The sequence below is a fragment of the Pseudactinotalea sp. Z1739 genome, assembly GCF_049725055.1.
In the GTDB taxonomy this organism is placed as follows: Bacteria; Actinomycetota; Actinomycetes; order Actinomycetales; family Beutenbergiaceae; genus CALKWS01.
In genome coordinates, this window is the sequence record NZ_JBMPQA010000003.1 from 289,447 (window position 1) to 300,917 (window position 11,471).

An 11,471-nucleotide genomic window follows, 5' to 3' on the forward strand; every position below is an offset into this window, starting at 1 on the left:
TGAACCCCGCGTGGCCCCAGCTCACGCACCGGAGCGCGGACGGGGTCGCGCACCTCCGCGATAGCGTGCCGGCACGAATCAAAGCCGCGTAACGTGGCGGCTGGACGTACTTGCCACGACGGCCCAGGACGGCGTCGATCTCGGAGCAGGCGAAGTTGCTGACCGTAGTCGGTGGCGCTCACCTTCGGGTTGTGCGCGTAGTTGCTCGCCACTCGTTCGGCCAAGTTCCATAGATCCACGCTCTGACCGTTCCATGTGACTGACGTCCTCGGGGACACCAGTCGCGGCGACGACGCTGATCCCGCGACCGGCCCGGCCCCCGGATGCCGCCGAACTCGAGGCACCCTGGCCCGAACAGTCCTGAGTCGACTCGCCAGGGGGCTCGCGGCGCGCCCGCGTGCCTTCAGGCACGGGCCAGGTGCCTACTCGCCTCCCGCACGCTCAGTGGACTGAGCCGGTCGCGATGCTCGGCAAGGAACGCCTGCACCCAGGCGGCGTCGGTCTTGGCGTACTCACGCAGGGCCCAGCCCACCGCTTTACGGACGAAGAACTCCCCGCCGTGCCGGGACCCGGTCAGGTTCGCCTCCAGGCAGTGTGCAAGCAGGTCGGTGTCGGTGGCGGCCTTGGCGCGCAACTGCGCCAGGATCGCCGACCTACGCACCCACATGTCGTCGTCATCCGCCCAGTCCCGCAGTACCGGGGCCACCACATGCGGCTCGCGCTGCAGCACCTCCCCGAGCAGGTGGGAGGCGATCTCGTCGACGTGATCCCACCAGGCTCCGGTGCCGATCATGTGCCGCAGCAGCGGCAGCGTCGCCGTGGTGCGAAAGGCCCGGTAGCGGGGCTGGCGGGCCAGGGCGGTGGCCGCGTAGCGCTCTTCCCGGTGGGTGGCCCCGTCCCACAGCGCCCGCACGGTGGCCTCCCACTGTGCGGCGGTGGTGATCGGGTGCGCGCCGGCGAGGTCGCGCACGATCCGGCGTACCTGAGCCATCGCCACCCCGTGGAACGGCAGCGCCGACTTCATGTACCGCTGCTGAGCGACGGCCCGCGCGGGGTCGGCGGCGCGGGCCAACTGCGCCCGCACTGCCGCAACCAGGTCGGTGCGGGCCGACCACGGCTCAGTCATGGAATCCCTGCCCGCGCTGCGCCGTGGGGTGCGGGGCCGGCGGCCGGCCGCGCCCCGGCCCGAGAACATGGGTGATCCTGCGTGCCCAGCGCTGCCAGGGGGGCGCGATGGCCCAGTTCACCGAGAGGGTCCGGAAGGCGCGGGCGAAGCGGCGCCGCATCTGTGCCCGGCCGCGCAACGCCCGGGCCGACACCCCTATCACCAGGGACCGGTCCAAGCGGATCGTCCGCTCCGGACCCAGGGCGAAGGCGAGGTCGAGATCGTCGTGCACCTCGGCGTCGTCGTCATGGACGCGGTCCCGCACCTGCCGCCAGGTACTGCTGTGCAGGGCCATGTTCGAGCCCCATAGCGGGCGGTGCCCCAGAGCGGCGTGGCACAACAGGTAGTAGGCGCCCAGGTAGAGCCCGGCCACCACCCGACCGCTCCGGGGCAGTTCGTAGAACCGGCCCACTCCGGTGACCGCGTCCCAGCGCGCACCGGACATCAGTGCGCTCACCTGCTCCACCCACCTCGGCCCGGGGATCGAATCGGCGTCCAGTCGGGCCAGGATCTCCCCGCGGGCCGCGTCGTACCCGGCACTGGCAGCCTGCGGAATGCCGACGCACCGCTCGGTCACCACCCGGGCCCCGTACTGCCTGGCGACCTCGGCGGTTCGGTCCTCGGATGCGTTGTCGACCACCACGACCTCCAGCGGTGGCATGCTCTGCCGGTCCAGCGCCCGCAGGCACTGGGCCAGGGCGGGTGCGTCGTTACGCGCGGGGATCACCACGCTGACGGTTCGGAGCCGGTTCATCTCTCGTTCTCCGTTCGGCGCCGGGCCAGGGCGATCCCGGCGAGAGCCGAGCCCAGGAGCGCCGCGGCCAGATCGCCCACGGTGTCTCCCGGCTCGATCTGCACCCGTTGGTCGACGTAGACGTGCCCGAACCATTCCGCGATCTCCCACACCACCGCCATGACCGCACCCACTCCGGTGGTGGTGATCACCAGCCCCCACCGACCCCGCCCGTGCTGCTTCGAGGACGTCATCCGCGCACGGTGCAGCGCCAGCCCCGCGGCGCCGGCGAGCAGCCCGTTGAGGACCAGGTGCACGAGGATGTCCAACCACCAGATCCGCTCGTACAGGTGCAGCACGCTCGCCCACGCGGCCCCCTGCGCCGCCAGCGCCGCGGCTACCTGCAGCGGCGCGGGCAACTGCAGCACCCGCATCGCCGTCATGCCGCCCAGCACCAGCGCGAACACCGCCACACCGACCCAGTCGTAGCGGGTGGCGACGAGCAGGCCGGTCACACCGAGCACCGCGACCAGGTGAACGGCTATCCGGCCGGTGGGACTGCCAGGGACCGTCAACAGCCGCACTCCCGTCGGCTTGCGGGTCGCGGGGTCCCCGGCCGGGGCCCGCGACGCGGCACGTGACGCAGATCGTCCGATGGGCACCTCAGCCACCCCACCCGATCCAGATCAGCAACTGGGTGAGCAGGAACCCGGTCACCAGGTTCAGGCCCAGGAATCGTCGCCAGCCGGCATTGGCGGTCTCGCACTGTTCGTCGGGCAGCGACCGGAACGGCGCGATGCTCGCCAGGTAGGGCAGCGCGAGCAGACCGGCCAGCATCGCCGGCCAGCCGGCGCCCAGCAGCAACAACCCGCTGACGGCGTACAACGCCATGGCCAGCCGTACCGTGCGCGCGGCACCCAGCCAGGTGGCGATCGAGGCGATCCCCGCCTGCCGGTCGGCGGTGACGTCCTGCACCGCCCCGAAGGCCTGGGAGGCCACGCCCCAGACGAAGAACGCCGCCAGCGCTATCAGCGCGGTCCTGGTCGGGTCACCCCCGGCGAGCACCAGGCCGAAGACCGCCGGGGACACGAAGTGGGTGCTGGAGGTCATCGAGTCCAGCACCGGGCGTTCCTTGGAGCGCATCGGTGGCGCCGAGTAGGCCACCACCGCGAACACGCTCACCGCCAGCACCGCGGCGGAGGCGAGGGTGCCCATCAGCAGCAGCGCGATCAGGAACGGCACGTTCGTCACCAGTGCGGCACCGATGGTCAGGCGGTGCCACCGGCGGTCCAGCACCACCCCCTCGACGCCGCCCTTGCGGGGGTTGCGCAGGTCCGACTCGTAGTCGAACACGTCGTTGATGCCGTACATGGCCAGGTTGTACGGGATCAGGAAGTACAACGCGCCCACCACGAACGCCACATCGACCCCGCCGCCGGCCAGCAGGTACGCGGCTCCGAAGGGGTAGGCGGTATTGATCCAACTCAACGGGCGGGAGGAACCGAGGAGCTGGGCCAGGGCGCCGGGTCTGCCGGCCACGGTCACGACTCCTCCTCCTGCTGCGCCGCGTTCGACGGTCGTGCGGTCCGGCGGCGAGGTCCGAGCAGGGACCACACCGCCGGCAGCAGCAGTGCGGCGACGACCGGCCACGCCAGGTCCTCCACCGGCGCGAGCAGCACATAGACACCGATCAGGTGGGCCTCGTCGTAGCGGAACAGGTCCGCATAGATCATCAGCGAGTCGAACACGATGGTCAACGCGATCAGGACCACCGCGGTCAGCGCCGTCGCCGCCCACCACCGACCACCACGACGGCGCCCGGCCACGAGTGCCGTGAGCGCGGAGAACAGCATGACCGCGATCGCCAGAACGGGATAGGTCACGGCTGCTCCTGCCGCCGGAGCACCAGGGTGATCAAGGCGTGCACCACGAGCGTGAGGTAGCACAGGAACACGATGAAGAAGAGTTCCTCCAGGGGCAGTTCGGGGGCCAGCAGGATGCCGGTCATCGCCGGGCTGTCACCCTTGTGGTAGAACCCAGCGGCAATGGCCACCACATCCCAGATCAAGAAGACACCAGCGCCGATGCCCAGGGTGAGCAGTCCGCGGCGAGCGTCGGCCCAGAACACCAGCCGGAAGCGGTGGTCCAGGAGCGCCATGCAGCCGATCACCCCGAGCAGGGCGGCGAGATAGGCCAGTGCGATCATCGCGCCATCCCGCGAGCCGGCATCTCGCCGGCGATCCGCTCGGCCACGGTCTCGGCGCTGATCAGACACATCGGCAGCCCGATCCCGGGAACGGTACCCGCGCCCGCCAGGTAGAGCCCGCGCACCCGGGTCGAGGCGTTCGAGGCCCGGAAGAACGCGCTCTGGCCCAGGGTATGGGCCGGACCGAGCATGCTCCCTCGCCACGCGTTCAGATCCTCGGCGAAGTCCCCCGGCCCCGCGGTGCGCCGCACCACGATGCGCGCGGCCAGGTCCGCGATGCCAGTGTGGTCGGCGAGCATGGCGATGGCCTCGTCGGCGATCCGCTCCACCGGCGGGTCGCCCTGCCCGTCCAGGCCGCCGCGGCCGATGCCCGGGTCGGCCGGCACGGGGACCAGGATGAAGATGTTCTCGCCATCGGGCGGTGCCACCGAGGGGTCGGTACGGGAGGGGGTGCACACGTAGGCCGACGCCGGGCTGGGCACCCGGCCGGTACGGATGTCGCGGAAGTTCCGCGCCCAGTCCGCGGTGAACAGCAGCGTGTGGTGGGTCAGTTGCGGCAGCCGGCCGCGCACCCCGAGGTAGACCAGCACGCCACCGGGCCCGGGATCATGACGACGCCACCACCGCTGCGAGTGGTCGCGCAGGTGCGCCGGGAGCAGTGCGTGCTCGACGTGGTGCAGGTCGGTGGCGGCCACCACCACGTCCGCACGATGGTGCCGGGTGCGGCCCTCGCGGTCCCGGTAGGTCACCCCGGTCGCACGTGCGCGGCGCCGGCGACCGGGCAGTGCCTCGGTGCTGATGGCGGTGACGGTGGCTCCGGTGTGCACCCGGGCGCCCTGCTCGTGCGCCAGGTCCTCGATCACCCGGATGAGTTCGGTGAACCCACCCTGGGGATACCGCACCCCTCCGGTCAGGTCCAGGGCGCTCATCAGGTGGTACATGCTCGGCGTCCGGTCCGGGGAGGAACCCAGGAACACCGCCGGGTAACCCAGGATCTGGCGCAGCCGCCGGTCCTGGAACCTGCTGGCGATGTGGCTCTGCAGGGACCGCAGCAGCAGCGGCGCGAGCCGGTGTGCCTGCTTCAGCACCGCACCCCTGAGCAGGTCGGTCCGGGACGTGAAGCTGGTGTAGAGGAAGTGCGCCAACGCCATCTGGTAGGTGTGTTGAGCCGAGCGCAGATAGTCGCGCAACCGGGTGCCCGCACCGGCCTCGATCGCCTCGAAGATCGCCACATTCCGGTCCACGTCGGCGACGATGTCGACCTGCTGCTCATGCCCCTCGAAGAACACCCGGTAGGCCGGGTCCAGGGGCACCACATCCAGCCGCGAACCCATCGAGGTGCCCATCCGGGAGAAGAAGCGCTCGAACACCTCCGGCATCAGGAGCCAGGACGGTCCGGTGTCGAACCGGAACCCGTCGGCCTGCCAACTGCCTGCCCGGCCACCCACCTGATCCAGTTGTTCCAGCAGGTCCACCCGGAACCCGTCCCGCGCCAGCAGGGCCGCGGTGGCCAGGCCTGCGATACCACCACCGACGACGACGGCGCTGCGGCCCCGCGCATCCGGCGTGGGTGGGGTGGGGGCCGGCAGCGCATCGGTCATCGCCGCCCTCCACTGAGCACCGCGCGGGCTACGAGGCGCGCCTTGACCGGATCGGGGACGCGCACCCGGACGCAGCGCAACCGCGCGGCCGGGGTGCTGCGCAGACGCCCGGACAACTCGGCGAACAGGGAGTGGGCGGCCCGGACCGCACGCCTGCTGCCGGCAGGCAACTGACGCAGGGCCGCATCGGCCGCGCGCAGGTCGGCATCGATCTCGTCGAGCAACTCATCCCGGTGGCTGTCGTCGAAGGCGGCCGGGTCCAGTCCGGGGAAGTAGGTGCGGCCCAGGTCGCTGTGGTCCTGGGCCAGGTCCCGCAGGAAGTTCACCTTCTGGAATGCCGCGCCGAGGCGGATGGCCCCGGGGGACAGCCGCGCGTAGGCTTCCTCATCCCCGGCGGTGAACACCCGCAGGCACATCAACCCCACCACCTCGGCCGATCCGTGCACATACTCGGCGAAACTGGTCTCATCGTGCTCGCTGGTGGTCAGATCAGTGCGCATGGAGGCGAAGAACGGGGTGATCAGTTCGGGCCCGATGCCGTACCGCCGTGCCGTGCGGGCGAACGCATGCACGACCAGGTTCGCGCTCCGGGGACCGCCGCACGCCCGCCGGGTCTCGGCCTCCAGTGCGTCCAGGAGTACGCGGCGATCGGGACCGGGCCAGTCGGGGTCGGGGTCATCGACGATCTCGTCGGCGAGCCGCACCAGGGCGTAGATGTTGCGCACATGCTCACGGTCAGGCTGAGGCAGCATCCGGCAGGCCCACCCGAACGAGGTGGAATAGGACTGGATCAGCACCGCAGCGCTGCGACTGGCCACCACGTCGTAGGTGCCGGTAGCGGCGGCGCGCGGACGGGTCCGAGCCATTACGCGGCTCGTTCGGTGATCAGGCGCACCCAGCCCTGCAGCAACGGGGCGATCGGCAGATCGGCCACTCGCGCACGGGCTTCGGCCGCCAGGTTCTGCGCCAGCTCCTCCACGTAGGCCCGCGACCCGGACTGCTCCAGCAGGGCGCGCACCTGGGCGGCGGCGTCGGGGGACCCTGACCCCAGGTAGGGCCGGATCCTCGGCCAGAAGGTGGTGGTCCGGGCATGGGCGATCAGGGGAGTGCACTTGCCCCCGCGCAGATCCGTCAGGACGCTCTTGCCGATGGTGGCCTCGTCCCCGAACATGCCATCGAGGTCATCGTGCAACTGGTACGTCACCCCGAGCAGACGCCCGAACTCCACCAAGGGCGGCTCATACCCTTCGACCCCGGCGAGGACGGATGCCAACTGCAGGGGCAGTTCGAAGGAGTACACCGCCGTCTTCTGATACTCCATGTCGACCGCGTCGGCGATCTCGGCATCGGCGTCCATACTCAACCGCACGTCGGTCAGTTCACCGGCAGCACTCAGGTGCAGGGCGCGGTCGAGCAGGTCCAGCATCCGCGCCACGGTCGGCTGGGATGCACCGCAGAGCGCCAGCACCCGGACCGCCCCGGTGAGTGCGAGATCGCCGGCGAGGATGGCGGCGGTCTCGCCGTAATGGGTAGCCCGGTCATGGTCATACCCACGCGCCCTGGAGTCGTCGGCGAAGATCCCCGTCACGTTCGGCCGACCGCGCCGCACGGTGTCCCCGTCGATGACGTCGTCGTGGATCACCAGGGCGGTATGCAGCAACTCCAGGGCAGCGCCGACCTCGGCGGCGGCGCGTTCATCGTCGCCGCCCAGGGCCAGATAGACACTGTGGAACAGGGCTGGTCGCAACCCCTTCCCACCGGAGGCCACGTCGGCCAGCGCGGACCACAACTGCTGGTGATCCGGCCCGGCGGCGTGTCGCGCCCCGGCATCGAAGAACCGTGCCAGAGCGATCTTGGTCGCCGATCCCGCGGCCGCCGCGGCCGCGGCGACATCGCCGTCGTCCGCGGTGCGGGCGGTGTGGGCATCAGTGCCGGTGCTTTGGTCATCGGCGCATTCGTTCGGCGCGCCGGCGCCGGCCGGACGGAGACCGGCGCCGGGCTCACCCGCAGGGCCGGACCCGGCTCCGGTCTGGGCGTCCACGTCGGTGGCCGGCACCGAGGCGGTCATGTCGGTGCCCGTTCCGCCCGCAGCCTCAGGCCGAGAGTGCTCAGGGCCACCACGGCGGCGGCCACACCGGCTACCACCGCCACGCCCATGGAGTACGGCTCGTCCGTGCGAGCAACAGCGATCCAGGCCAGTCCCCAGGTCAACGTCGCCGCCCCGGCGAGCCGGTCCCGGCCGACCACGGCGAGAACCACCCCGATGGCGGCCACCACCACCAGGACCGCCACCGCCCACACCTCGGGGTAGCCGCCCCCGGTGAATCCGGCACCGGCGAGCGCAGCCGCGATGTTGGCGCAGGTGGCCACGCTCACCCAGCCCAGGTAGAGACCCACGGTTCCGTCGGCCACCACGGCCTCCACCGTGCTCCTCGGGCGGGCGCTGAGCAGTTTGGCGTAGGTCCGGGCCAGCACCACCAACAGGACCGCGATCACCGCAACGCTGACCCAGATCAGGTCTGCCTGGACGGACAGGATCCAGGCCGCGTTCAGCAGCAACGAGAGCGCAACCCACCAGCCGATCCCACGCGGATCGCTACGGTCCCACCACTGCCACAGCGTGTAGGCGCCCAGTGCGATGTAGATCAACGTCCACACCGAGAAGGCCGGTGAGGCCGGTGCCAGATGGGTGGCGTCGGTGGACAGCAGCCCGCCGGCAGCCTCGGAGATCGGTGTGCCACCGAAGACTCCGACCCCGATCATCGACCCCACCAGGCAGATCACGTAACTGACGGTGACGCCGATCCGGCGCACCAGATGGGCCGAAGATCCGTGGGCGGTACGACTCATCCGCTACTCCCCTGCAGGGCCGGCTTCCTCTCCGAGCGCTCCCGTGCCTCATCGCGGGGAATCCGGGATCCCCACGGCCACCAGGTGGCGCGACCGACGTCATACACAATGCCTGAAACCAACAGGCTGCGCACGATGAACGTATCGATCAGGACACCCACCGCGACGATGAAGGCCAACTGGACCAGGAACAACAACGGGATCACCACCAGGGCGCTGAAGGTGGCCGCGAGCACCACGCCGGCGGAGGTGATCACCCCGCCGGTCATCGTCAGCCCGCGGCGGACCCCGGCCCTGGTGCCGTGGGTCAGGGACTCCTCCCGCACCCGGGTCATCAGGAAGATCGAGTAGTCGATGCTCAGGGCGACCAGGAAGATGAACCCGTACAGGGGCACCGACGCATCCGCTCCGGGGAAGTCGAAGACGTGGTTGAAGAAGATCGCGGCGAGACCCATCGTGGCGGCAAAGGAGAGCACGTTCGCGGCCAGGATCAGCAGCGGTGCCACGATCGAACGCAGCAGCATCACCAGCATCACGAAGATCACAGCCAGTACCAACGGCACGATGGTGCGGATGTCCTGCGACGCGGTCTCCTGGGTGTCCAGCCGTTCCGCGGCCGCCCCTCCCACCAGTGCGCTTTCGTCGACCTGCTGCACCTCGGTGCGCACCTGGCCCGCCACCTTGGTGGCTTCCTGGCTCTCCGCGGTAGCGGTCGTGGACGCCTCGATCCGGACCAGGCCGTCCACCACCACCGCGTCGCCGTCGTCGTCGGTGAGGACGTCGGCTTCACCGATGCCATCCACCGAGCGCACCTGCTCCAGCACGTCCTCGGCGTTGTCCTGATCGACGAGGACGAGAACGGGATCGACCTGACCGGCGTCGAAGTGCTCGGCCAGCACCTGCTCGCCGGTGACGGACTCGACGTCCTCGAGGAACACGTCCGCCTCCCCGGTTCCCTCGGCCTGCAACGTGGGCAGGAACGCGGCGAGACCGAGCAGCACCACCGCGGTGCCGGCCCAGATCACGCGCGGGCGTCGGGACACCAGTGCCGCCACCCGGCCCCACAGCCCTGCACCACTGTCCACGGCGGCCAGGGCGTCGGGGGCGAACGCGGGGGTCTTCGGCCAGAAGATGCCACGGGAGCGACGCCCACCGATCAGCAGGATGGCCGGCAGCAGGGTCAGCGCGCCGAGCATGGCCGCGGCGATCCCGATCGCGCCCACCGGGCCGAGGCTGGCGTTGGAACTCAGGTCGGACAGCAGCAGACACAACAACCCGGCGATCACGGTGCCGGCGCTTGCCACGATCGGGGGTACCGAAGCCTTCCACGCGATGCGCATCGCCGCTGCCGGCTCGGCATTGCGGGTCAGTTCCTCCCGGTACCGGGCCACCACCAGCAGTGCGTAGTCGGTGGCCGCCCCGATCACCAGGATCGCCAGAATGCCCTGACTCTGCCCGTTCAGCACCAGCAGGCCGGACTCGGCCAGTGGCTTGACCACCAGCGCCGACCCGGCCAGCGCGAACACCGAGGTGATCAGCACGGCGAAGGGAAGGATCGGGGAGCGGTAGACCAGCACCAGGATGATGAACACCACCAAGAGGGCCACCACCAGCAACACGCCGTCGATCCCGGCGAAGGCACCCACAAGGTCGACCACGAAACCCGCTGGGCCGGTCACCCAGGCCTGCAGGCCTTCGTCCGGCAGGGTCTCGGCTGCCATGGTGCGCAATTCCTGCACCACGACCTCACTGACCCGGTCCCCGGAGTCGGAGAACAGTTCGTCGGCCTCGTCCTCGGCGATCGGGACCGGCAACAGCAGCGCCTCGCCGTCCTCGGCCGGCACCACGACGACCTGTCCATCCACGTAGTCACCCAGGGCCGCCCCGCCGGGCAGTTCCCGCTCCGGGATCGCCTCCGCCAGTTCCTGGGCGGCGGCCATCTGCTTCTCGGTGATCTCGCCGCCGTCGTCCGGGATCGCTACAAGCAGCGCCGGGAGGGTCTCGTTGTCGATGAACTCGGTAGCGAGTTCGCCGGCGCGGGTGGACTCCGCGGACTCCGGCAGGAAGGAGGCCTGGTCGTTCTCCTGGACCTGGGACAGGTTGCCCTGGGCTATGCCGCCAAAGGCGCCGATGGCGAGCCAGGCGCCGAGGACGACGACGAGAGTGAGTGCGCGCAGCACCGCTGAGCGGGTACTTTTGCCCCGATGCCGGGCACTCCCCGTTCGATTACTAAGCATGCTTAGTAATATCGTTCCTGGACAGGTACCGTGCAAGTCATGGCGACAAGTCCCTTTCGTGACGTCGCCCACATCACCAGCCCGCCAGGACGCCGGCGGGCCGGGACCAGCCAGGATCGAGACATGAGGCGAGTGAGCGGCACAGAGGTGATCGGAACGTGAGCGGTCAGGAGTCGGCACCGACAGGCGCCTCGGAGCACACCACGGCCTACCCCTCCCCCGAGTCGTGGCCCACCGGGCGGTTGCTGTCCGCTGCGGCCCGCAGGGTCGAGCGCCGGTGGGATGAGTACCTCGCGCACTGGCACCTCACGCACGCCTCGGTCCCGGTGCTGGCCGTGCTGATGCGCGGAGCGCTCTCCCAGCGTGAGATCGCCGCCCAGATGCACGTCACCGAACAAACGCTGGGCCGCGTGCTGCCGGGGTTGGAGCGCCACGGCTATCTCACCCGGGAACCACACCGGATGGATCGGCGCCGGCGCTTGGTGACCTTGACGCAGAAGGGCCGGGAGGCGCTGGAAGCCCTGCAGGACACTCAGGCGGTGGAGAGCCTGATCGGGAAGAGCCTGGACCCGGCCGAAATCGCGCAACTGCGTGAACTGCTGATGAAGATGCTGACCGATCTGCCCCTGCCCGAGCAGCGTGACCGGGTCTGATCCGGCGTCACCGAACCCTCAACTCC

General features: G+C 70.3%; 12 protein-coding genes. 1 reads left to right on the plus strand and 11 read right to left on the minus strand.

Features of this window, described 5'->3' with window-relative positions; genetic code table 11:
- Positions 1 to 403: 403 nt before the first annotated feature.
- The 11 genes from ACO0LV_RS05775 to ACO0LV_RS05825 all read right to left on the minus strand — a co-directional run bounded on the left by ACO0LV_RS05775 (position 404) and on the right by ACO0LV_RS05825 (position 10,735).
- Positions 404 to 1,126 (minus strand): DNA alkylation repair protein, encoded by a 723-nt coding sequence (locus tag ACO0LV_RS05775; protein WP_424786909.1) that lies wholly within the window; start codon positions 1,124 to 1,126, stop codon positions 404 to 406.
- Entirely contained in the window at positions 1,119 to 1,919 is an 801-nt protein-coding gene (locus tag ACO0LV_RS05780) for a glycosyltransferase family 2 protein (RefSeq protein WP_424786910.1), read from the minus strand. Before ACO0LV_RS05780 ends, ACO0LV_RS05775 begins: the two co-directional genes overlap by 8 nt.
- A complete protein-coding gene (locus tag ACO0LV_RS05785) occupies positions 1,916 to 2,473 on the minus strand; it encodes a hypothetical protein (protein WP_424786911.1) in 558 nt (185 codons plus the stop codon). Before ACO0LV_RS05785 ends, ACO0LV_RS05780 begins: the two co-directional genes overlap by 4 nt.
- 88 nt (positions 2,474 to 2,561) lie before the next feature.
- Positions 2,562 to 3,443: a prenyltransferase gene (locus ACO0LV_RS05790; RefSeq protein WP_424786912.1), complete on the minus strand. Its 882-nt coding sequence runs from the start codon at positions 3,441 to 3,443 to the stop codon at positions 2,562 to 2,564.
- Complete coding sequence (locus ACO0LV_RS05795; protein ID WP_424786913.1) at positions 3,440 to 3,781, minus strand: lycopene cyclase domain-containing protein; 342 nt, start codon at positions 3,779 to 3,781, stop codon at positions 3,440 to 3,442. The genes ACO0LV_RS05790 and ACO0LV_RS05795 overlap by 4 nt, the downstream gene beginning before the upstream one ends.
- A complete protein-coding gene (locus tag ACO0LV_RS05800) occupies positions 3,778 to 4,104 on the minus strand; it encodes a lycopene cyclase domain-containing protein (RefSeq protein WP_424786914.1) in 327 nt (108 codons plus the stop codon). Before ACO0LV_RS05800 ends, ACO0LV_RS05795 begins: the two co-directional genes overlap by 4 nt.
- A complete protein-coding gene (crtI, locus tag ACO0LV_RS05805) occupies positions 4,101 to 5,705 on the minus strand; it encodes a phytoene desaturase family protein (RefSeq protein ID WP_424786915.1) in 1,605 nt (534 codons plus the stop codon). Before crtI ends, ACO0LV_RS05800 begins: the two co-directional genes overlap by 4 nt.
- A complete protein-coding gene (locus tag ACO0LV_RS05810; protein WP_424786916.1) occupies positions 5,702 to 6,571 on the minus strand; it encodes a phytoene/squalene synthase family protein in 870 nt (289 codons plus the stop codon). The genes crtI and ACO0LV_RS05810 overlap by 4 nt, the downstream gene beginning before the upstream one ends.
- Positions 6,571 to 7,773, minus strand: coding sequence for a polyprenyl synthetase family protein (locus ACO0LV_RS05815; RefSeq protein WP_424786917.1), 1,203 nt, complete (start codon positions 7,771 to 7,773; stop codon positions 6,571 to 6,573). The genes ACO0LV_RS05810 and ACO0LV_RS05815 overlap by 1 nt, the downstream gene beginning before the upstream one ends.
- Positions 7,770 to 8,555: a tryptophan-rich sensory protein gene (locus ACO0LV_RS05820; protein ID WP_424786918.1), complete on the minus strand. Its 786-nt coding sequence runs from the start codon at positions 8,553 to 8,555 to the stop codon at positions 7,770 to 7,772. The genes ACO0LV_RS05815 and ACO0LV_RS05820 overlap by 4 nt, the downstream gene beginning before the upstream one ends.
- Entirely contained in the window at positions 8,552 to 10,735 is a 2,184-nt protein-coding gene (locus ACO0LV_RS05825) for an MMPL family transporter (protein WP_424786919.1), read from the minus strand. Before ACO0LV_RS05825 ends, ACO0LV_RS05820 begins: the two co-directional genes overlap by 4 nt.
- Before the next feature lie 215 nt (positions 10,736 to 10,950).
- Here ACO0LV_RS05825 and ACO0LV_RS05830 point away from each other — a divergent pair, with 215 nt between their 5' ends.
- Positions 10,951 to 11,445 (plus strand): MarR family winged helix-turn-helix transcriptional regulator, encoded by a 495-nt coding sequence (locus ACO0LV_RS05830; protein ID WP_424786920.1) that lies wholly within the window; start codon positions 10,951 to 10,953, stop codon positions 11,443 to 11,445.
- The last annotated feature ends 26 nt before the right edge of the window (positions 11,446 to 11,471 follow it).

Excerpts from the sequence above, each read along its gene's own strand:
- ACO0LV_RS05775 (WP_424786909.1), bottom strand. The coding sequence starts at position 1,126 with ATGACTGAGCCGTGGTCGGCCCGCACCGACCTGGTTGCGGCAGTGCGG.
- ACO0LV_RS05820 (WP_424786918.1), bottom strand. The coding sequence starts at position 8,555 with ATGAGTCGTACCGCCCACGGATCTTCGGCCCATCTGGTGCGCCGGATC.
- crtI (WP_424786915.1), bottom strand. The coding sequence starts at position 5,705 with ATGACCGATGCGCTGCCGGCCCCCACCCCACCCACGCCGGATGCGCGG.
- ACO0LV_RS05800 (WP_424786914.1), bottom strand. The coding sequence starts at position 4,104 with ATGATCGCACTGGCCTATCTCGCCGCCCTGCTCGGGGTGATCGGCTGC.
- ACO0LV_RS05815 (WP_424786917.1), bottom strand. The coding sequence starts at position 7,773 with ATGACCGCCTCGGTGCCGGCCACCGACGTGGACGCCCAGACCGGAGCC.
- ACO0LV_RS05780 (WP_424786910.1), bottom strand. The coding sequence starts at position 1,919 with ATGAACCGGCTCCGAACCGTCAGCGTGGTGATCCCCGCGCGTAACGAC.
- ACO0LV_RS05810 (WP_424786916.1), bottom strand. The coding sequence starts at position 6,571 with ATGGCTCGGACCCGTCCGCGCGCCGCCGCTACCGGCACCTACGACGTG.